The sequence below is a fragment of the Actinoplanes sp. NPDC049598 genome, assembly GCF_040675435.1.
GTDB lineage: Bacteria > Actinomycetota > Actinomycetes > Mycobacteriales > Micromonosporaceae > Actinoplanes.
The window spans coordinates 95,681-115,746 of sequence record NZ_JBFAOX010000016.1 but is presented as its reverse complement, the minus strand read 5'-3'; the positions used below and the strand labels follow the sequence as shown (position 1 = coordinate 115,746).

Annotated in this window: 19 protein-coding genes and 1 tRNA gene; 7 read left to right on the top strand and 13 right to left on the bottom strand. The window is 69.9% G+C overall.

Annotated elements, in window-relative coordinates; genetic code table 11:
- Positions 1-63: 63 nt before the first annotated feature.
- On the bottom strand, positions 64-642 hold the full coding sequence (gene dcd, locus AB0J66_RS31875; RefSeq protein ID WP_364668505.1) for a dCTP deaminase: 579 nt from the start codon (positions 640-642) through the stop codon (positions 64-66).
- A 75-nt stretch (positions 643-717) separates the two neighbouring features.
- On the opposite strand from dcd, the gene AB0J66_RS31870 reads away from it, so the two are divergent.
- The gene (locus AB0J66_RS31870; RefSeq protein WP_364668503.1) at positions 718-1,212 is read left to right on the top strand and encodes a pyridoxamine 5'-phosphate oxidase family protein; all 495 of its coding nucleotides are present in this window, start codon (positions 718-720) and stop codon (positions 1,210-1,212) included.
- A gap of 55 nt (positions 1,213-1,267) precedes the next feature.
- Positions 1,268-1,338, top strand: a tRNA-Gly gene (locus AB0J66_RS31865).
- Positions 1,339-1,493: 155 nt separating this feature from the next.
- Here AB0J66_RS31865 and AB0J66_RS31860 read toward each other — a convergent pair.
- From AB0J66_RS31860 to AB0J66_RS31835, 6 genes are all read right to left on the bottom strand, one after another.
- Positions 1,494-1,895 (bottom strand): hypothetical protein, encoded by a 402-nt coding sequence (locus AB0J66_RS31860; protein WP_364668501.1) that lies wholly within the window; start codon positions 1,893-1,895, stop codon positions 1,494-1,496.
- A 301-nt stretch (positions 1,896-2,196) separates the two neighbouring features.
- Entirely contained in the window at positions 2,197-2,487 is a 291-nt protein-coding gene (locus AB0J66_RS31855; RefSeq protein ID WP_364668498.1) for a helix-turn-helix transcriptional regulator, read from the bottom strand.
- 118 nt (positions 2,488-2,605) lie between these two features.
- Positions 2,606-3,334: a hypothetical protein gene (locus AB0J66_RS31850; RefSeq protein ID WP_364668495.1), complete on the bottom strand. Its 729-nt coding sequence runs from the start codon at positions 3,332-3,334 to the stop codon at positions 2,606-2,608.
- 49 nt (positions 3,335-3,383) lie between these two features.
- The gene (locus AB0J66_RS31845) at positions 3,384-4,199 is read right to left on the bottom strand and encodes a LamG domain-containing protein (RefSeq protein WP_364668492.1); all 816 of its coding nucleotides are present in this window, start codon (positions 4,197-4,199) and stop codon (positions 3,384-3,386) included.
- A gap of 74 nt (positions 4,200-4,273) precedes the next feature.
- Positions 4,274-5,320, bottom strand: coding sequence for a hemolysin family protein (locus AB0J66_RS31840; protein WP_364668489.1), 1,047 nt, complete (start codon positions 5,318-5,320; stop codon positions 4,274-4,276).
- Positions 5,313-6,647, bottom strand: coding sequence for a hemolysin family protein (locus tag AB0J66_RS31835; RefSeq protein WP_364668486.1), 1,335 nt, complete (start codon positions 6,645-6,647; stop codon positions 5,313-5,315). The genes AB0J66_RS31840 and AB0J66_RS31835 overlap by 8 nt, the downstream gene beginning before the upstream one ends.
- A gap of 101 nt (positions 6,648-6,748) precedes the next feature.
- Here AB0J66_RS31835 and AB0J66_RS31830 point away from each other — a divergent pair, with 101 nt between their 5' ends.
- The gene (locus AB0J66_RS31830) at positions 6,749-7,417 is read left to right on the top strand and encodes a GPP34 family phosphoprotein (protein ID WP_364668484.1); all 669 of its coding nucleotides are present in this window, start codon (positions 6,749-6,751) and stop codon (positions 7,415-7,417) included.
- 4 nt (positions 7,418-7,421) lie between these two features.
- On the opposite strand, the gene AB0J66_RS31825 is transcribed toward AB0J66_RS31830, so the two are convergent.
- Both AB0J66_RS31825 and AB0J66_RS31820 read right to left on the bottom strand, forming a co-directional pair.
- Entirely contained in the window at positions 7,422-9,554 is a 2,133-nt protein-coding gene (locus AB0J66_RS31825) for a (Fe-S)-binding protein (RefSeq protein ID WP_364668481.1), read from the bottom strand.
- Positions 9,555-9,726: 172 nt separating this feature from the next.
- A complete protein-coding gene (locus tag AB0J66_RS31820) occupies positions 9,727-9,990 on the bottom strand; it encodes a cell division protein CrgA (protein ID WP_364668478.1) in 264 nt (87 codons plus the stop codon).
- A 181-nt stretch (positions 9,991-10,171) separates the two neighbouring features.
- Between AB0J66_RS31820 and AB0J66_RS31815 the strand changes: the two genes are divergently transcribed.
- The 4 genes from AB0J66_RS31815 to AB0J66_RS31800 are packed head-to-tail and all read left to right on the top strand — an operon-like array spanning position 10,172 to position 13,913.
- Entirely contained in the window at positions 10,172-10,984 is an 813-nt protein-coding gene (locus AB0J66_RS31815) for a DUF881 domain-containing protein (protein ID WP_364668475.1), read from the top strand.
- The gene (locus AB0J66_RS31810) at positions 10,984-12,942 is read left to right on the top strand and encodes a class E sortase (protein ID WP_364668472.1); all 1,959 of its coding nucleotides are present in this window, start codon (positions 10,984-10,986) and stop codon (positions 12,940-12,942) included. The genes AB0J66_RS31815 and AB0J66_RS31810 overlap by 1 nt, the downstream gene beginning before the upstream one ends.
- Positions 12,943-12,946: 4 nt before the next feature.
- On the top strand, positions 12,947-13,261 hold the full coding sequence (locus AB0J66_RS31805) for a hypothetical protein (protein WP_364668469.1): 315 nt from the start codon (positions 12,947-12,949) through the stop codon (positions 13,259-13,261).
- 1 nt (position 13,262) lies between these two features.
- Entirely contained in the window at positions 13,263-13,913 is a 651-nt protein-coding gene (locus tag AB0J66_RS31800; protein WP_364668467.1) for an aminodeoxychorismate/anthranilate synthase component II, read from the top strand.
- Positions 13,914-13,920: 7 nt separating this feature from the next.
- Here AB0J66_RS31800 and pknB read toward each other — a convergent pair whose 3' ends face one another.
- The 4 genes from pknB to AB0J66_RS31780 are packed head-to-tail and all read right to left on the bottom strand — an operon-like array spanning position 13,921 to position 20,043.
- The gene (pknB, locus tag AB0J66_RS31795) at positions 13,921-15,777 is read right to left on the bottom strand and encodes a Stk1 family PASTA domain-containing Ser/Thr kinase (RefSeq protein WP_364668465.1); all 1,857 of its coding nucleotides are present in this window, start codon (positions 15,775-15,777) and stop codon (positions 13,921-13,923) included.
- Positions 15,774-17,090, bottom strand: coding sequence for a protein kinase (locus AB0J66_RS31790; RefSeq protein ID WP_364668462.1), 1,317 nt, complete (start codon positions 17,088-17,090; stop codon positions 15,774-15,776). Before AB0J66_RS31790 ends, pknB begins: the two co-directional genes overlap by 4 nt.
- Positions 17,091-17,092: 2 nt before the next feature.
- On the bottom strand, positions 17,093-18,589 hold the full coding sequence (locus tag AB0J66_RS31785) for a penicillin-binding protein 2 (protein ID WP_364668459.1): 1,497 nt from the start codon (positions 18,587-18,589) through the stop codon (positions 17,093-17,095).
- Complete coding sequence (locus tag AB0J66_RS31780) at positions 18,586-20,043, bottom strand: FtsW/RodA/SpoVE family cell cycle protein (protein WP_364668456.1); 1,458 nt, start codon at positions 20,041-20,043, stop codon at positions 18,586-18,588. Before AB0J66_RS31780 ends, AB0J66_RS31785 begins: the two co-directional genes overlap by 4 nt.
- Positions 20,044-20,066: the final 23 nt, after the last annotated feature.

Genomic DNA, 20,066 nt, shown 5'->3' with positions numbered 1-20,066 from the left:
CCTCGGCGGGAGCAGCGATCCGTACCCCCCACCCCGCCACGACCTGACCTTGACCTTGACCTTCTAAGCAGTCGGCCAGGTCCGGAAGTTCTGCGCCGAGCGGCTCGGCGTCGGACCGCGTTGCCCCTGGTAGCGCGAGCCGTAGACCGCCGAACCGTAGGGATGCTCGGCGGGGCTGGAGAGCCGGAAGATGCAGAGCTGGCCGATCTTCATGCCCGGCCAGAGCTTGATCGGGAGGTTGGCCACGTTGGACAGTTCCAGCGTGACGTGCCCGGAGAATCCCGGATCGATGAATCCCGCGGTCGAGTGAGTCAGAAGGCCGAGGCGGCCGAGGCTGCTTTTGCCCTCCAGGCGGCCCGCGAGCTGCTCACCCAGCGTGATCACCTCGAGTGTGGAGGCCAGCACGAACTCGCCCGGGTGCAACACGAACGGCTCGCCGGCGGTGACCTCGACGAGCGCGGTCAGATCGTCCTGTTGCTCGGCCGGGTCGATGTGGGTGTAGAGATGGTTGTTGAACACCCGGAAGAACCTGTCCAGCCGAACATCGATGCTGGACGGTTGCATCAGCGCCGGCTCGAACGGCTCCAGGGCCAGGTCGCCGGCTTTGATCTCGGAGACCAGGTCACGGTCGGACAGCAGCATCGCAACACCATACCCAGCTGCCCGTTCGGCGTGTTTTCGTGGGCGTGTCGAACGTATGTTCGATAGAATGACCGCATGGCTTCCTGGTCCGATTTCGCCGCCGTCGACCCCGCCCTCGCGGGCGGCATCCGTGCGCTCCTCCAGCAGTACGGCCCCGGCCTCGCCTACCTGGCCACAGTGCGTGCCGACGGCGCCCCCCGCGTCCATCCGGTCTCACCGGTCTTCACCGACGAGGGGCTCTACTGCTTCATCGTCGCGTCACCCAAACGAGGCGACCTCGACCGCGACGGCCGCTACGCGCTGCATTCTTTTCCCCCGGAAGAGAGCGACGACGAGGCCTACCTGAGCGGCCGAGCCGTCCGCGTCACCGACCCCCGCGTCATCACCCGCCTCGCCGGCGCCCTGCGCGCCTCCCCCGACGTGGACTGGCAGCTCTACGAGCTCCTGATCGACTCCGCCACCCTCCGCCGCCACGGCCCGGCCGGCGCCCTACCCCTGTCCCCCGACGTGTCCCCCATGTCCCGCACCTGGAAGGCCGAGTTACCCCGAACCCTGGCCGCAGTGAGCTAGCAGCAGGGCGGTGCCGCCACGGAGTGCCGCAATCAGGTACAGTGAGGCCCGCTACGCGGGTGTAGTTCAATGGCAGAACATCAGCTTCCCAAGCTGACAGTGCGGGTTCGATTCCCGTCACCCGCTCAAAGGCAGGGGCCCTGTGTCCGCGGAGAGCGCGGACCGGGGCCTTTTCGCATGCCTACCTGGGGGGCGACCCCCCCAGACCCCCACGGTGTCTGACGGTTGCGGTGGTGTCTGTGGTTGCGGCGTAGTGACGCGCTAGGGCGGACTATCCGCCATCACTCCAGGGCCCCGGGGTCGTCGGGTCGGGGGGCGCCGCGCTGGCAGGTCAGGGTGTACGAGGCGACACCGACTACGAGGCGGTTGCCGGTTAGGGTGGTTGTCGCTTGGGCGTTGGTCTCGAAGGAGTCCATCGCGCTCATTGCCAGGAGGACGGCCGGGTTGTCGCCGCTGTAGGCGACCAGCGTGGAGAACAGGTCGCCGATCGTGAAGCCGTCGCCGGTCGTGCGGTACGTGCCGCTCCGGAAGTTGACGCTGTCGTTGGCGCCGAACTGGCCGCCCGGAGAGAACCGCAGCGCGACTCGCATCCCCGCCGGAATCCTCGTTTCCTGCCCGTCGTGGCTGATGGAGAGGACCGGCCAGTCGTACCCGGTGAACCCGGTCGATGCCGAAGCGCTCACCCCCTTCGTCAACTCCTCGAAGAGCTGGCCTAACGCGCGGCCGCGTTTACGGTGAGCGTCAGCGTAGGTCCATGTCTTCCGTTAGCTGTGTGAGCTGGGTCGCTGCGGCGCGGCGCTTTTGATCGTCCTGGCGTCTGTGCTTCAGGAGAGAGCGGGACATCACGCGCTGATGGGCGCCGACGCCGCGGGACTTGATCTCACCGGATCCAAGAGGCCGATCAGGTAAGGCTCTGAGACGTTCAGCAGGTCGGCCGCCTGCTGGATGGTGAAGCCGGCATCCGGCTTGAGCTGGCGTGGCATGTCAGACGGCGCAAGATGCGTGGGGGCGGAACGCGATGTCCAGCTCCGCGTCGAGCGCTGCCGCCAGGCGGGCCAGCAGGGGCATGGTCGGGGTGGCCCCGCCGAATTCGAGGCGGGAGAGTTGCGGCTGCGTCATGCCGGCCCGCTCAGCCAGGTCGGCCTGGGTCAGTCCGAGCTCGGTGCGCCGGTCGTGGACCATCTGGCCGAGCTGCAGGGCCGCGCGCGCTTTCTCGTACGCGGCGTCGTGCTCGTCCGCGCCGGTGCGCCCCCAACGAACGTGACGGGTCGTCATCGCCCTGACCTCCTAGCTCCTGGCGCCCGGCCGAGCGCTCAAGATACAGGCATCGAGTGACAAAGGACCGGGTCCCGCCGGGTGACCGGCGGGACCCGGGCGCGAGCGGTCTAGTGGGTCAGCGGACCCAGCCGGGGAACCAGTGGCCTGTCTTGAAGCCGGTGGACCACTGATGCTCGGTGCAGTCTCGGGTGGTGGCGAAGCGCTGCTCGTCCAGGACTGCCGTGGTGCCGGCGTTGTAGGTGCCCAGGCCGAAGCCGATGCCGGTTACGGTCATCTTCGGGTTGGCCTTGACGACCTGGGCGAAGGTCAGCGTGGCGGGACCGCCGCCGGTCTTCGGCAGGCCGGCGATGGTGGTCGATGGGGTCCACAGGGGACCGTCGAGGACGTTCCATTCGGTGCGCAGGCCGCGGGGTGGGTTGCCGCCGCCGATCTTGCTCATGAAGTAGTAGGGCTCGAAGACGAGTGTGCCGGCGCCGGCCGGTGTGCGCACGTACAGGTGGTAGGCCGGTAGGGCGGCGTCGTTGACGACGTTGTTGTCGCCGGCCGTGGTGTCCAGTTTGACGGTCTCGTAGGAGACCTCGTTGACCGTGTTGGCCGGGACTGGGCGGAACGTCGACTGCCACGACACCTTGTCGGTCAGCGACGAGCGGGCGGTGGTCAGCTTGATGCCGTCGGCGCCGACCGTGGCGGTGGCCGTGCCGATCTTCGTTACGCCCGAGGTGGTGACGTGCTTCGCGACTCCGCAGGGCCGGTGGGACGAAGCGCTCGCCGGTACGGCGGGCACGGTCACGAGGGCGGCTGTCGCCACGGCCGCGGTGATCAGGCGACGCTTACGCGAATTCATGGGAGGACTATCCCCAGCCTGGAAAATCCGGATCGCACACATTGTCCGATTAAGAGATCCTCACGAACACATTGTCGATTTCGCCGGCGAACTGGTCGTTTCCCCGGTTGGTGCCCTTGCCGCCGACGCGCAGGGGCTCGGCGTTGGCGATCGACAACTTGGCCGGCACCGGCACCGACGCCCGCGGCACGTCGTCCACGGTCAAGGTCAACGTGGACTTCTCGCGGGCGCAGGCCAGGTTGTGCCATTTCCCGTCGGCCACGTCCAGCAGGGCCTCGGCCCGGTGGATCTGCCCGTCGCCGGCCAGTACGCACGACGGGTGCCCCAGCTTGTGATCCACCTGCAGCTTGTACTGGCTCACCTGACCGACCGAATAGCCCTTCTGCACCACATTCGCCCCGTCGGCCAGGTCACCGTGGGTCATCAGGACCGCCGCCCCGTAGCGCAGCGTCCGCGCCCCCGGGTTGAGCCGATCGTCCCGCTTTCCCTCCAGGATCGCCCGCGGGCAGTCCTTCTCCTTGGCCAGGCGACACCGGTCGGGATAGGAAACAGCCAGGCCAGGACCTTGCCGTACGAGTTTGAGCACACCCCCGTTCGCGCCGAGGGGCCGCAGCTCGTAGCCGCCGTCGACCGCGGTGATCGGCTTGTTGATCCCGCCGTCGAACGTGTAGCGCACGTGCACGGAGCCCGACGCGATCTCGACCCGCCCCGACGGCGCCGGCTCCGCCGCCTCGTTGCTCAGGATGCCGGCCACACCCATGGGCCGGCCGGGCGCGAATCCGTAGGCGGGTAGGCGTAGCAGCGGCGCGAACCCGGCGATCAAGACCACCGCCGCCAGCCCGATCCACCACCCTTTTCGTGACATATCTGGATTGTGCGGCCCGGAAAACGCCGAATCCCGGAGCGCCACCCAAACCCCGGAAAACAACCCGGACGAGGTCAGCCGACCACCCGAGTCGCGGCCGGTACGTGTGGATGAGCGGGCTCGCCCACGACCGCGTGGATCACGTCGTCCAATGTGATCACTCCCAGCGGCCGGCGTCCATCACTCACCAGGGCGATGTGCAGCCGGTCGCGGCGCATCGTCAGCAGCAGATCGGCCAGCGTGCGATCGGGCGGCACCACCGCCAGCGGGCGGATGATCTCCGGCGGAATCGGTCTGGTCCGGCGCTCCGACGCGTACCCCAGGATGTCCTTGACGTGCACGAAGCCCAGCACCCGCCGGGTCTCGCGCTGCACGACCGGGAAGCGCGAGCGCCCGGTGCGCGTGGCCAGCGCCTCGACGGTGGCCGGGGAGACGTCGTCGGCGATCGTCGTGACGGTCGACCAGGGCCGCAGCGTGTCGGTGGCCGTCCTGTCCTGCAGGCCGAGCGCGGCGTTGATCCGCGCGTACTGCTCGGTGCCGAGCAGCCCCTCGGCCCGGGCCTGGGTGACCATGCCGGCCAGCTCCTCGGCCGTGAAGACCGTCTTGACCGCGTCCGTCGACTCGATCTTCCACAGCCGCAGCACGACCTTGGCCGCCCAGCGCATCGCGTTGAGCAGCGGTTTCGTCGCCGTGCAGAAGCCCAGCATGAACGGGCCGAGGATCAGGGCGGCCCGTTCGGGGCCGGCCAGCGTGATGTTCTTGGGGACCATCTCGCCGATCACCGTGTGCAGGAAGACCACGATCATCAGGGCGAGCACGAAGGCCACCGGGTGCACCGCGTTCTCCGGCAGCCCGACCGCCTCGAACGGACCCTCGAGCAGGTGGGCCACCGCAGGCTCGGACAAAGCGCCCAGGCCCAGCGAGCAGACCGTGATGCCCAGCTGCGCCCCGGCGATCATCAGTGGGATCTGGCTCATCGCCGACAGCGCCCATCGGGCGCGTTTGGACGTCGCGGCCAACGGCTCCAGGGCCGTACGCCTCGACGCGATCAGCGCGAACTCGCCACCCACGAAGATGCCGTTGCCGAGCAGCAGCAGGACGGTGACCAGCAGCTCAGTCATCGGCGGGCTCCGCCGGGATCACGACGCGGACCTGTTCCACCCGGTGCCGGTCGACGGCCATCACCGTGAACTCCCACCCACCGGTCTCGTACGACTCGCCGACCTCCGGGATGTGGCCGAGCCGGGCCAGCAGGAAGCCGGCCAGCGTCTCGTACGGGCCCTCGGGCAGCTTGAAGCCGGTCTGCTCGACCAGCTCGTCCTCGCGCAGCAGCCCGTCGACCAGGAACGTCTTCTCGCCGCCGGGCGCGGTCAGCTCCACCGTCGACGTCTCGGCCTGTTCCGCGTCGTACTCGTCGGCGATCTCGCCGACCAGTTCCTCGATCAGGTCCTCGACCGTGACCACGCCGTCGGTGCCGCCGTACTCGTCGACCACGATGGCCAGGTCGGCGTCGGCCTCCCGCAGGGCGGCCAGCACCTTGTCGAGCCCGAGGCTCTCCGGGACGTAGACCGGTTCCCGGGCGATCGTGGAGACCCGGGTCGAGGCCCGCCGCTCAGGCGGCACGCCCAGCGCGTCGGGCACGCCGACGACCCCGGTGACGAGATCGATCGTGTTCTCGTAGACCGGGAAGCGGGTGTGCCCGGTCTGCCGGGCCTTGGTGATCAGATCGGCCACGCTGGCCGCCACCGTCAGCCCGACCACGTCGACCCGCGGGGTCATGGCCGACGCCGCCCTCTTCTCGCCGAACCGGATCGTGCGGCGCACCAGCGTCGCCGTCTCGGTCGGCAGCGACCCGGCCCGGGCGCTGATCGCGGCCAGCAGCCCCAGCTCCTCGGGCGAGCGGGCGCTGGCCAGCTCCTCCTGAGGCTCGACGCCGACCCGGCGGACCAGCCAGTTCGCCGATCCGTTGAGCGCACCGATCAGATATTTGAAGAGCTTGGAGAACGTCCGCAGCGGGGCCGCGGTCAGCAGCGCGGCCCGCATCGGCCGGGCCAGGGCCGCGTTCTTGGGCACCAGCTCGCCGAAGAGCATCGACAGCAGGGTGGCCACGACCAGGGCGATCGCGTGGGTGATGCCCTCGGTCGCGTCACCGCCGATCGGCTCCACCAGCGGCGTGAAGATCTTGGAGAGGGCCGGCTCGGCCAGATAACCGGTGAGCAGGGCGGTGATCGTGATGCCGAGCTGCGTGCCGGAGAGCTGGAACGAGAGCTCGTGCAGCGCGTGCTGCACCGTGCGGGCCCGGCGGTCGCCGGAGCGGGCGCGGGCGTCGATCTCGGGCCGGTCGACCGTGACCAGACCGAACTCGGCGGCCACGAAGAACGCGTTGCCCGCCGTGAGCAGCGCAAACGCCGCCAGCGGAAGCACCGCGGTCAGGAACAGGCCGTCCATGATCGGTTCACCTCGGTCCCCATTGTGCCGGATGCGGGCGATTCCCGGCGGCCGGGCGCTTCCACGATTGATCTTCGCCCGGTTTGGTTACCGTCAAGGACATGAACCTGGCCGAGGAGTTCCTGCTGCTCGCGTACGACGATGACGGCACCCCGCTCACCGACGGCACGCACCTCGACAACGGGCTCGGCGGGGCGCTGCTGCTGGAGCTCGCGCTGGCGGGCCGGGTCGACATCGCCGACAAGAAGGTGATCGTCCTCGACCCCGCGACGACCGGCGACCCGATGCTCGACGGCGCGCTCGGGCGGATAGGCGCCGAGGACCGCGGCCGCCGGCCCGGCCACTGGGTCTCGAAATTCGCCAAGGACACCCGCCCGCAGGTGCTCGACCGGCTGGTCGCCGGCGGCGTGCTGACCGTGCAGAAGGACAAGGTGCTCGGGGTCTTCCCGCGCAAGAAGTACCCGGCCGCCAACGGCGTCGAGCCGGCCGCCGAGACCGAGGCCCGGCAGCGCATGCAGGCGGCCGTCACGGGCACCGGGCCGGTCGACCCCCGTACGGCCGCTCTTTGTGCCCTGGTCGCCGCGACAGACCTCGACAAGAAGGTCTTCGCCGGCCTGGACCGCAAGGCGGTCCAGGCCCGGCTCCGGGAGATCGGCGAGGGCTCGTGGGCGGCCGCCGCGGTGAAGAAGACGCTGGACGAGATCCAGGCGGCCGTGATGGTCGCGATCGTCGCCTCGACCACCGCGGCCACCACCGGTACGCCGAGCTAGCCGGTCAGACTTCCTGCTTCAGCGAGCGCAGCAGGACCGTCGCGACATCCACGACCTCGACGTTCTCCTGTTCGCCCTTGCCGGTGACCCCGTCGCCGATCATCGTGTAGCAGAACGGGCAGCCCACTGCGATCGTCTTGGCGCCGGTCGCGAGGGCCTCCTCGGTGCGCTCGACGTTGATCCGCTTGCCGATCTTCTCTTCCATCCACATGCGGGCGCCGCCGGCGCCGCAGCAGAACGACCGCTCCTGGTTGCGCGGCATCTCGACCAGCTCGCCGACCGCGTTGCCGAGCACCTCACGCGGCGCGTCGAAGACCCGGTTGTGCCGGCCCAGGTAGCAGGGGTCGTGGTAGGTCACGCCGCCGTCGACCGGCTGCACCGGCGTCAGCTTGCCGGAAGCGACCAGGTGGGCCAGCAGCTGCGTGTGGTGCACGACCTCGACCTTGAGGCCGAGCTGCTCGTACTCGTTGCCCAGCGTGTTGAAGCAGTGCGGGCAGGTCGCGACGATCTTCTTGACTCCTGCTTCCTGCAGCGTCTCGACGTTCTGCTGGGCCAGCATCTGGAAGACGAACTCGTTGCCGATGCGCCGCGCCGGGTCGCCCGAGCAGGTCTCGCCCTCGCCCAGGATCGCGTAGTTGACCCCGGCCTCGTGCAGCAGCTTGGCCACCGCCCGGGTGGTCTTCTTGGCGCGGTCCTCGAACGCGCCGGCACAACCGACCCAGAACAGGTAGTCGAAGTCCTCGACCTCGCCGACCCGCGGCACCTCGAAGTCCAGGCCCTTGGTCCAGTCCTCGCGGGTGTTCTGCGGCGCGCCCCACGGGTTGCCCTTGTTCTCCAGGTTGCGCAGCATGACGCCGGCCTCGCTGGGGAACGAGGACTCGATCAGCACCTGGTAGCGGCGCATGTCGACGATGTGGTCGATGTGCTCGATGTCGACCGGGCACTGCTCCACACAGGCGCCACACGTCGTGCACGACCACAGCACGTCCGGGTCGATCACGCCCTGCTCGTCCTCGGTGCCGATCAGCGGGCGGTTGCCCTCGGCCAGCGCCAGCACGTCCATGTGGGCCAGCTGGGCCTCGGTCGCCTTCTCCTCGCCGGTCAGGTCCTTGCCGCCGCCGGCCAGCAGATAGGGGGCCTTGGCGTACGCGTGGTCACGCAGGCTGAGCACGAGGAGTTTCGGGGACAGCGGCTTGGCCGTGTTCCAGGCCGGGCACTGCGACTGGCAGCGGCCACATTCCGTACAGGTCGAGAAGTCGAGCAGACCCTTCCAGGTGAATTGTTCGACCTGGGCCACCCCGAATTGGTCTTTCTCGGGGTCGGCCTCCTCGAAGTCGAGTGGCTTGCCCTGGCTCATCATCGGCCGCAGCGCACCCAGCCCGGAGCCGGCCGGCTTCTCGGGCGCCCGCTTGAAGAAGATGTTGAAGAACGCCAGGAACCGGTGCCAGGCCACGCCCATGGTCGGGTTCAGCGCGATGGTGATCAGCCAGCCCATCGAGATGAACAGCTTGATCAACGCGACCCAGGTGGCGCCGTCCTCCCAGGCCGGCAGCGCGGCGCCGATCGCGTGCGACAGCGGCGCGGCCCAGGTCGGGTAGGGGAAGACGTCGTTGGCGACCTTGAAGCCGCGGATCAGGAAACCGCAGACCAGCACGCCGAGGATGACCGCCTCGACGAAGTACGCCTGCCACATCGTCGAGCCGAGGAACCGCGAGCGCTTCTGCCGGATGTTCCGCTGCCGCACGAGGATCAGGTAGACGATGCCGAGCAGACCGAGGATCCCGATCCACTCGGTGACCAGGCCGAAGACGGTCCAGTGCCCGATGATCGGCAACTCGCCCTCAGGGTCGACGACCTCGAAGTACGCCTCCACGACCAGCAGGAACAGGATCATGAAGGAGACCATCACGAGCCAGTGCGCCGCGCCGATCGCGCTCCACTTGAGCATCCGCGTGTGACCGAGCGTCTCGGTCAGCATCGTCTTGGTCCGCGTGCCCTTGTCCGCGAAACGCGCGGGATCCGGCTGCCCCTGACGGATCACCGACGTGATCGTCAGGACCGCCCGCACCGCCAGCACGACGGCCACGATCGTGACCAGACCGGCCAGGACGGTGGCGACGATCTGCGCTATGCCCATCTGGGTGTGCCTCCTCGGTCGGCGCTGTCCGCCGCGCCCATGTTACCCATGAGTAATGGGCGGCCACACGCCGCCGGGTCAAGTAGCGCAAAGAGCACCCCGCGCCGTCGGCCCGGGGTGCGCTTGATTCGGACTAAATCGACAATACCCGCGTTAAGCAGGCATTATGGCGCTAACGCCAGCGGGACAGGATGCCCAGCGACGCGACCATGCAGCCGAAGCCGACAGCGAGGTTCCAGTACCGCCAGGACTCGACGGGCCACTGCTGCGACGACAGGTAGTACACGACCAGCCAGGCGATGCCGATCACGATGAGCGCCACCGCGGTGATCGGCAGCCACATCGGGCTCGGCTTCTTGGAAGCCGCTGTCGCCGCCGGACGGATGTCCGTCGGCGGCGTGTAGACCTTCTTCTTGCGAACCTGAGACTTCGGCACGGTGGCATCTCCTGAAGGGCAACAAGTGGTGAACAACCCCACCGCTGAGCGGCTCCGGAGATCCCGAATGCTGCCCGTGGCGATTAATGTTCGACAGCTAGCGTAGTCAAGGCTTCGCTCGCACAGGCACCCGCCAGGCGAGGAAAATGTCCGGCGCGAATTTTCGGGGAGGAACGAGGACGTGGAATACACCACCGGCGCGCCCTCGTGGCGGCTCGTGCTCACGCGCGCCCTCGGCGGCTTCCGGCCACGCCGGCGGGCCCAGCGCACCCGGGGCTGGTCCGTCGTGGTTCCGCTGATCGCGCTGGCCGCGGGCCTGCTGTTCACCACCTCCGCCCGCACCGCGGACGGCACCGCGCTGCGCGACGACCGGCGCCCTCAGCTGGCCCAGCTGATCGCCGACAAGCGCGTACGCCTCGACGCGCGCGAGAAGACGGCGGCCGAGCTCCGGGCCAGCGTCGATCAGGACACGGCCCAACTCGCCGAGGTGGACCCGCAGGTCGCCCAGGCCCGCAAGGACGCCGACGCACTGCGAGCACCGGCCGGTTTCACGGCCCTGCAGGGCTCCGGGATGACGGTCACCCTCGACGACTCGTCGCGCCGCAGCAACGAGTTCTCCGACGCCAACGCGCCCGACAATGACGATCTCGTCGTCCACCAGGGTGATGTTCAGGCGGTCGTGAACGCCTTGTGGGCTGGTGGGGCCGAGGCAATGTCGATCATGGATGTCCGCGTCATCTCGACGAGCGCGGTACGCTGTGTCGGCAACACGCTGCTACTTCACGGCCAGGTCTTCTCGCCACCGTTCAAGATCACGGCGATCGGCGAACCCACAGCGCTGCATCGCGCGTTGGAGTCCGCGGAAGGGGTCCAGCAATTCCGGGATGCGGTCGCTGACTTCGGCCTCGGCTACACGGAAAGGGTCGAGAAAAACGTGACAGTGCGGGCGTACGACGGGTCGAGCGACCTCCGATCCGCGCGGGTTGCCGGCTGATGGCCGCACCGGACAAACCGGCCGGCCGTGCCGGTTCGGGTCGCCACCGCGCGCCCGACACCGAGGCCCAGACGGCGTACATCCCGCGGATCACCGACGCTTCGCCGGACGGTGTGCCGGGTGGGCCGCTCGCGCCGCCGGTCGGCCTCAGCGGGTCCCCGGTCCGCCCCCCGGCGCCACCGGCCGCCGCTCCCGAGCCGCCCCGCCCCGAGCCACAACCACCAGCAGCTGCGGAAACGGCGATCCTGCGGCCCGACCTGTCGGCCCAGCAGCGGATCGCCTCGGCCCGCAACACGCCGGACGAGCTGAACGCCGCGGTCCACGCCGCCCGCCAGCGCCCGATCGAGCAGCCGGCCCCCACCCCGTTCGACTTCTTCGCCGGCGCCGCCAACCCGGCCACCGCCGTTGGCCCTACCGCCGCCGGCCAGGGCGCTCAGCCCACCACGGCCGGTTCCCCCGCCGCCGGCTTTGCCGCCCCGCCCACCGCGGCCGGTTCCCCCGCCGCCGGCTACGCCGCTCCGCCGGCCGCAGCCGGTTCCCCCGCCGCCGGCTTTGCCGCCGCGGCCGGCCCGGTCGGCGCCGCGCGGGCCATGGCCAACATCAGCAGCCCGCCGCCGGCCCGCCCGCTGGACGATCCCTTTCCGGCCCCTGAGCGGCACAGCACGGGCCTGAACGCGTTTTCCGCGCCCAGCGCCACCCCCTACAGCTCTGATCCGCCACAAACCCCCTGGCAGCCCGCACAAAACGACCAAGGCCGCCAACCCTCCCAAGGCTGGCAAAACCCGCCGAGCTGGCCGGTCGAAGCGCCCACCAGCCTGCTGCCGGCGGTACCGCCAAACCCCGCGATGCCGCCAAACCCCGCGATGCCGCCAAACCCCGCGGTGCTCCCAAACCCCGCGGTGCTCCCAAACCCCGCGGTGCTCCCAAACCCCGCGATGCCGTCGAACCGCGCAATGCCGCCAGGCCTTGCGGTGCCGCCGGCCCCCGTACAGCCGCAGAGCCCCACCCAGCCGTTGCGGGAACCCACCGCGCTCCTCTCCGCGGTCCCGGGCAAAGCGGCGCAAGCCGCGATGGCGAAGGCCGAGCCCGACGCGGTGCTCGGCGCCGCGTCGGTCGGCCCGCCTCCCCCCGGCGGCCCTCAGCCCACCGGAGAGGACATCGAAGAAGTGCAGCCGAAGAGGGGCGAGAAGGTCGTCAAGCTCCGGCCCGAGCAGACCGGCGAGGGCTACAAGAGCGTCTACTCCGAGCTGACCCGGCCCACCGTCGCCTCGCGGATCCGTGGTGGCATCCGGGTCTCGGGCGAGCTGATGATCACCTTCGGCCTGATCGTGCTGCTCTTCGCCGGTTACGAGGTCTTCGGCAACTCGGCCAAGGTCCAGAGCGAGCAGGACACCCTGGCCACCGAGCTCGACCAGGCCTGGAACGACCCGACCGTGGCCCCCACCGGCCCGTCCGCGCCGGCCACGAAGGCGCCCGACGCGCCCGGGGCCAACCTGGTCGGCCGGCTCTACATCCCGAAACTCGACAAGGAGTGGGTGGTCGTCAACGGCGTCACGCCGGCCGACATCCGCTACGCGCCCGGCCACTACCCGGAGTCGGCCGACCCGGGCGAGGTCGGCAACTTCTCAGTCGCCGGCCACCGGATCAAGAAGATCTTCTGGCGGCTCGACGAGCTCAAGGACGGCGACGTCATCGGCGTGGAGACGCGCAACAACTGGTACGTCTACCGCGTCTACGCCCAGGAGGTCGTCAAGCCGACGGCCGTCGAGGTGGTCGCCCCGGTCCCCGGCAAGCCCAAGGCCAAGCCGTCGAAGGCGCTGCTCACGCTGACCACCTGCAACCCGAAGTACAACAACTACCAGCGGCTGATCATCCACGCCGAGCTGGTCTCGACGGCCAAGCGCGACCAGAAGCTGCCCGACGCCGGCATGCCGACCCCGATCAAGACGGGGGTCTGAGCCGATGTACGCGTGGATCTGGCGCAAGCTCCCGTTCGGCTTCTGGGGCAAGCTCACCGGCTCGCTCGGCCTGATCGCGGCGACCACCGCCCTCCTCTGGTACGTGATCTTCCCGTGGGCCACACCGCTGCTGCCCTTCGACGACGTGCAGGTCGGCACGGGCAGCGAGCAGCAGGGCCCGAACGGCGAGGACGGCAACGTGGTCACCCCGCACCCGTCCGAGGCCGGGGCGCCGGACGAGATCCCGTACAGCACCGAGTCGAACGCCCCGCATCCCTCCGAGACCGCCGGTGGCGGCAACGACCTCCCGGGTGATTGACGTGCGCATTCTGGTCATCGACAACTACGACTCGTTCGTCTTCAACCTGGTGCAGTACCTCGGCCAGCTCGGGGCCGAGTGCGAGGTCCGCCGCAACGACGAGATCTCCGTCGACGACGTCGGCGCCTTCGGCGCGGCCGGCGTGCTGCTCTCACCCGGCCCGGGCTCCCCGGAGCGCGCGGGCATCATGATGGACGTCATCCAGGCGTACGCGGGGAAGCTGCCGATGTTCGGCGTCTGCCTCGGCCACCAGGCGATCGGGGCCGCGTTCGGCGCGACCGTCACCCGCGCTCCCGAACTGCTGCACGGCAAGACCTCGCTGGTGCACCACACGGGTGACGGCGTGCTGGCCGGGCTGCCGGAGCCGTTCACCGCGACCCGGTACCACTCGCTGGCGGTGCTCCCCGAGACGCTGCCGGCCGAGATCGAGGTGACCGGCCGCACCGAGTCGGGCGTGGTGATGGCGATGCGCCACCGCGAGCTGCCGATCGAGGGCGTGCAGTTCCACCCGGAGTCGGTGCTGACCGAGGGCGGTCACACCATGCTGGCCAACTGGCTGGCCTCCTGCGGCCTGGAGTCGGCGCTGGACAAGGCGCCGCCGCTCGCCGCCGAGGTCGAGTCCCGGCGCCGAGCGGCGTTCGCTACCGCTTAGGTCCTCCCTACTCCGGCTTGTAGCCGAGCAGGGAGTTGGTGATCACGTCGCCGGCGCCCGTGCCGCCACCGTTGCCGCCGGGCGGCGGCGTGGTGGTCGAGCCCGGGTCGGGCGTGTCGCTCGGGTCGGGCTCGCCGGTCTGCTCGGCGACGACGGTCAGGGTGACCTTGCCGCCCTTCTTCACCGACGCGCCGGCCTTCGGGTTCTGGTCGACGACCGTGCCGGGCGTCCCGTTCGGGTCGTCCACGGTCTGGATGCTGACGTTGAACGGCCCGTTGTTGTCGAGGATGCCCTCGGCCACCGCCTGCTGGATCTCGGTCACCTTGGGCATCTTGACCAGCTGGCCGTTGGAGACGGCGACGTCGATCTCGCTGCCGGGCGAGACCGTCTTGCCCTGCTTCTCGACCTTGGTGACGACACCGGGCGGCTGGATGCTGTCCACCGTCTCGAAGTTCGGCGTCAGGCCCAGCTCCCGCAGCCGCGTGTTCGCGTTGTCCTTGGTGCCGCCGACCAGGTTGGCCGGCACGGTGACCTCGTCCGGCTTGTTGCAGAGCTGATAGGTGATCTGCGTGTCGGTGGTGACCTTCTCACCGGCGGTCGGGCTCTGCTTCTCGACCGTGCCCTTGCAGTCCGTGTCCTGCCGCGGCTTGTCGGCCGAGATGTTGTTGAAGCCGGCCTTCTGCAGCGCCTCGATCGCGTCGTCGTTGCTCTGGCCCTCGAGGTCGGGCACGGCGACCAGCACCGGGGTCGACTGGGTGGCCGTCGGCGTCGCGGTGGGGGTCTTGTCGTCGTCGCGGGTCATCGCCAGCGCCACGCCGAGCACGATCACGACCAGCACGCCGAGCGCGGCCAGCGACGCCCACACCCACGACGAGCGGCGGTCCGGCGGCCGCGGCGGCGCCATGCCGGGCGGGATGGGGCGCTGCATGGTCGTGGCCGCCTGTGGCTGCCACTGCCGCGGATCCTGCTGCATGGCCATGGTCTCGGCCTGCGACATCACCGGGGTGGCGAGCACCGGGCGGCCGGAGACGGCCCGCAGCGCGTCGGCCCGCATCTCCTGAGCGCTCTGATAACGGTTGATCGGGTTCTTGGCCAGGGCCTTGAGCACGATCGCGTCGACGTCCGGCGGGATGTCGTGGACGATCTCGCTGGGCGCCTTCGGGTCTTCCCGGACGTGCTGGTAGGCCACGCTGACCGGGCTGTCACCGACGAACGGCGGGTGCCCGACGAGCAGCTCGAACAGCACACAGCCGGCCGCGTAGACGTCCGAGCGGGCGTCGACCGACTCGCCGCGCGCCTGCTCGGGTGAGAGATATTGCGCCGTGCCGATGACCGCGCTGGTCTGCGTCATGGTGGTCGCGCCGCTGGCCAGGGCCCGCGCGATGCCGAAGTCCATGACCTTGACCTGGCCGTTCTGCGTGATCATCACATTGCCGGGCTTGATGTCCCGGTGGATGATCCCGTGCCGGTGGCTGAACTCCAGGGCGGCGTCGATGTCGGCGATGATCTCGAGGGCGCGGCGCACCGGGAGCCGCTGCTCCTGGGCCAGGACCTCCTTGAGGGTCCGCCCGTTGACGAACTCCATGACGATGAACGGCTGCTTCTCGCCGGTGGACGAGATCTCCTCGCCGGTGTCGTAGACGGCCACGATCGCCGGGTGGTTCAGAGCGGCCGAGTTCTGCGCCTCGCGGCGGAACCGCTCCTGGAACGTGGCGTCGCGGGCCAGGTCGGTACGCAGCATCTTGATGGCCACGTCCCGGCCGAGCCGGAGATCACGTCCCCGGTGCACCTCGGCCATGCCGCCGTAGCCCAGGAGCTCGCCGACCTGATACCTGCCACCGAGCAGGCGGGCCTGCGCCGTCATAGCGTCTGTCGTCCTTCGTTAGCTCGAAACCAGCCGGGGTTGGCGCCCGTCTGCGTGGTTAGACGGTACGACGCCGCCGGCGGTGCCCCGCCATCGACGCCCGTGTGGACGGCTGCCGCGTTGTTCTGGCCCTGCTTGAGGAGGAACGAGATGACCCCCGCGCAGAGCAGGACCAGCAGCGCGAGAACCACGGCGAGCACGATCAGCACCTGCCGCCCGCCGGAGCTCTCCGGCTTGGCGGCGGGGGCCGGCTGTGATTGATACGGCTGGCGGTACGGCTGCGGTTGAACCGGTGGCCCGGATGGGACAGAAGCCGCACCCCGGGCACCCGAGACGGGACGCTGCACCGGCGGGTACTGCGGGCGGGCGGTGCCGCCGGCCACGGGCGAGCCGGGCATGGCGGGCCCGGACGGCGGCCGCGGGATGCCGGCCGGGCTGACCGGCGGGGCCGGGCGCATCGGCGGGCTCGCGCCCGCGGGCTGCTGGGCGGTCGAGGCGAGTGACGCCGCGGCCTGGCGCGCGATGGCGGCCATGGCCGAGGCCGACTGCCAGCGGGCGGCCGGGTCCTTGGCCATGGCCCGGTCGACGATGCTGCGCACCGCGGGCGGGATGTCGCCCGGCAGCGGCCGCGGGTTGTCCCGGACGTGCTTCATCGCGATCTCGAGCGGCGTCGCCCCGTCGAACGGCCGGTGGCCGGAGAGGCACTGGTAGGCGACCACGCCGAGCGCGTAGACGTCCGAGGCCGGCGTGGCGACGGCGCCCGAGGCCTGCTCGGGTGAGATGTAGGAGGCCGTGCCGAGCACCGAGCCGGCCACGGTGAGCTGTCCGACCAGGGCCGAGCGGGCGATGCCGAAGTCGGTGAGCACGAGCGTGCCGTTCGGGCGGACCAGAAGGTTGCCCGGCTTCACGTCGCGGTGCACGATGCCGTTCGCGTGGGCGGCCTGCAGCGCGTCGGCGGCCTGGGCCACCAGCGCCATCGTGCGGGCCGGGGTGAGCCGGCCGACCCGGCTCAGCGTGCGGGAGAGCGCGTCGCCCTCGACGTACTCCATGACCAGGAAGGCGAGCTGCTGGTCGCTGCCGTAGTCGTAGACGTCGACGACCCCGGGGTGGTTGATCGTGGCCATCGTGCGGGCCTCGCCCCGGAACCGCTCGGCGAAGCCCGGCTCGTCGAGCAGCGCGGGCAGCAGGATCTTGACGGCGACCGTCCGGCCCAGCACCTCGTCGGTGCCGCGCCACACGTCGCCCATCCCACCGCCGGCGATGCGCTCGTCGAGACGGTAGCGCCCGCCGAGGGTCACCCCAGGGCTGATCATGCTCAGTCCCCTCCCCGACCGGCCGCGGCCTTCATGATGAGCCCGGCGATCCGGGCCGCCTCGGCGCTCGCGTGGCCACCGGGCACGTTCTCAAGCATGACGCAGACCGCGGAGACCGCCTCACCCTTCTCGTTGTAGGCGAAGCCGATGAACCAGCCGTGCGGGTCGGCGCCCTCGGCGTTCTGCGCCGTGCCGGTCTTGCCGCCGACCTCGAACCCGCTGATCTTGGCCTTCTTGCCGGTGCCGTTCTTCACGACACTGACCATCATTTCCTTGAGGTCCGAGGCGACCGACTCGTTGATCGGCGTCCGCAGCGTCTTGGGCTCGGCGTTGTAGATCTGCCGCCGGTCCGGGCCGAGCAGCTTCTGCACCAGGTAGGGGCGTCTCTGCTGGCCGCCGTTGGCCACCGTGGCCGCGATGAGCGCGCCCTCGAGCGGGGTCATCCGCACGTCGCGCTGGCCGATCGACGACTGGGCCAGGGCGCCCTTGTCGACGCTGCCGTCCGGGTTGGCGATCTTGCCCATGTCGCTGGCCGCCACCGGCAGCCCGCCGCCCTCGAGGTTGCCGACGGTCAGCTCGTTGTCCTCGAAGCCGAACGCCTTCGCGGCGGCCAGGACCTTGTCGCGGCCCAGGGTGACGCCGAGCCGGGCGAAGCCGGTGTTGCAGCTCTCGGTCAGCGCCTCCTTCAGGGTGACCTGGCTGCCCGGGCAGACCTCGTCCTCGGCGTTGTGGATGACCGCGCCGCTCTCCTCGTACGTGCTGCCGGCCTTGATCTCGGTCTCCTGCGTCATCCCGCTCTGCAGGGCGGCCGCGGAGACGATGACCTTGAAAGTCGAGCCGGGCGGCAGGGTCTCCTGCGTGGCCCGGTTGAGCAGCGGCTGGTCCTCGTCCTTGTTGAGCTTGTTGTAGGCCGCTGCGGCGGCCTTCTCGTCGTGGCTGACCAGCGGGTTCGGGTCGAAGCTGGGGATCGAGACCATGGCCTGCACCGCGCCCGTGCGCGGGTCGATCGCGACCGCCGCGCCCTTCTCCACATCCCGCTCGTTGTTGAGCAGCTGCTTGTACGCGGTCTCCTGCGCCGCCGGGTTCAAGGTCAGCACGACGTTGCCACCGCTGGTGTCGTTGCCGGTGAACATGTCCTTGACCCGGTCGGCGAACAGCTTGTCGCTCTCGCCCGACAGGAAGTCGTTCTCGCTGTTCTCGATGCCCGTCGCGGCCAGGCCCACCGGCCGGTAGCCGAGCACCGGCGCGTAGACCTCCTTGCGCGGGTAGACGCGCAGGTACTTCAGCGTGTCGTCGGTGACCTTGTTGGTGGCCAGCCCGGAGCCGCCCGCCTCGATCACGCCGCGCGGGCGCTCGTACTGCGCCACCACGACCCGGCGGTTGTACTCGTTGGTCCGGTACGCGTCGGCCTTGTACGCCTGGACCCAGTTCAGGTTGGCGAAGAGCAGGCCGAAGAGCACGAGGATGACCACGCCGGCCCGGCGGAGGGGTGCGTTCACGGCTTGATCACCTCCGTCATGGCGCCGTGCAACTGGGTGGGTGCCTTCTTCGGTCCGCCGGGACGGTCGCCGCCGCCCCCGCTCGCCGCGGGCCCCCGCGCCGCGTTGGAGATTCTCAAGAGCATCGCGATCAGCAGCCAGTTCGCCATCAGTGAGGAGCCACCCGCCGAGAGGAACGGCGTGGTCTGGCCCGTGAGCGGAATGAGTCCGGTGATGCCACCCAGGATGACGAAGACCTGCAAACCGAGGGTGAACGCCAGGCCGCCGGCGACCAGCTTGCCGAACGAGTCCCGCACCGCCAGGCCGGCCCGCAGGCCCCGCTCGACGATGAGCAGGTAGACCACCAGCAGCGCGGAGAGACCGAACAGGCCGATCTCCTCACCCATGCCGGCGAAGATGAAGTCGGTGCGCACCTCGGGCACGAAGCCCGGCGAGCCCGAGCCCGGCCCGGAGCCGAACAACCCGCCCGTGCCCAGCGCGAGCAGGCCCTGCACCAGCTGATAGCTGCCGCCCACCCGGTCGTAGTTCTCGGTCGCGAACGGCTCGAGCCACACCTCGGCCCGGTCGTAGAAGTTCGCGAACGGCCCGCCGATCGAGGCGCCGAGCAGGTACGCGAGGTAGACCCCGCCGAAGAACAGCAGCAGACCGATGATCAGCCAGCTGGATCGCGCGGTGGCCACGTAGAGGGTCACGATGAACAGGCCGAAGTACAGCAGCGCGGTGCCCAGGTCCTTCTCGAAGACCAGCACCAGGAGGCTGAGGGCCCACGCCGTGACGATCGGGCCCATGTCCCGCCCGCGCGGGAGGGTGAGACCCAGGAAGGTCCGGCCGCCCAGCTGGAACAGCTCTCTCTTGCGGACCAGATAGGACGCGAAGAAGGAGACCAGGGCCAGCTTGGCGAACTCACCCGGCTGGATCGAGAACCCGCCGATCCGGATCCACAGCTTGGCCCCGTTGATCTCGGACAGGCTCGACGGGAGCACGGCCGGGATCATCACCAGCACGATGCCGACCAGGGCCAGGGTGTACGCGTAACGCGACACCACCTTGTGGTCGCGGATGACCAGCAGCAGCACCGCGGCCAGGATCAGCGCGACCAGCGTCCAGGCGAGCTGCCGGCCGCCGGTGCCGGCGAAGAAGCCCGGCTCGGGCTCCTTGTTGGCGATCGCCCGGGCCAGGTCGAGCCGGCGCAGGAAGCCCACGCCGAGCCCGTTGACCAGGGCCACGGCCGGGATCAGGACCGGGTCCGCGTACGGCGCGGTGTAGCGCACCACCAGGTGCAGGCCCAGGAAGAGCACGCTCAGCAGCGCCGCCGGCACCCAGAAGGTCGCCGTTATCTTGTCGAACTGGTTCGCCTCGACGATCGCGCCGTACGCCGCGACCAGCACCATTGCGAACGCGAGCAGACCCAGCTCGGCATTGCGCTGGGTCTTCATTCCCGGGATACGCGACATCTCACCCGTGGTGCTGGGCGTCG